The sequence below is a fragment of the Neisseria sp. HMSC065D04 genome, from assembly GCF_001815675.1.
In the GTDB taxonomy this organism is placed as follows: domain Bacteria; phylum Pseudomonadota; class Gammaproteobacteria; order Burkholderiales; family Neisseriaceae; genus Neisseria.
Window position 1 is genome coordinate 1 of record NZ_KV821533.1, and the last position, 268, is coordinate 268.

General features: G+C 51.9%; 1 protein-coding gene. It reads left to right on the top strand.

Annotation, left to right across the window (positions count from 1 at the left end; all coding sequences use genetic code 11):
* Positions 1 to 245, top strand: a 245-nt coding sequence (locus HMPREF3050_RS09750; RefSeq protein ID WP_246830262.1) for a T6SS immunity protein Tli4 family protein, incomplete at its 5' end; no start/stop codon positions are given.
* Positions 246 to 268: the final 23 nt, after the last annotated feature.

A 268-nucleotide genomic window follows, 5' to 3' on the forward strand; every position in this document is an offset into this window, starting at 1 on the left:
TGGTTAAAGCGTTAACCCGCACCATCCGCCAAGGCAAACGCACCATCAACGGCATGTCGGGCGAGGAAAAATTGGTGAAATGGGGCGGCAACAAATATATGTTCTTTTGGGAGCGCGACGGCGGCGATCCGCGCATCATGATGCAGTTTGGCGCGGATAAAAAAGACGGGACGAAGCGCAGCGAAGCCGAAGTCCTTGCGATTTGGGATACGGTTTTGCCGACTTTGAAACCTGTGAAGCAATAGCGATGAAAAAGGTCGTCTGAAAA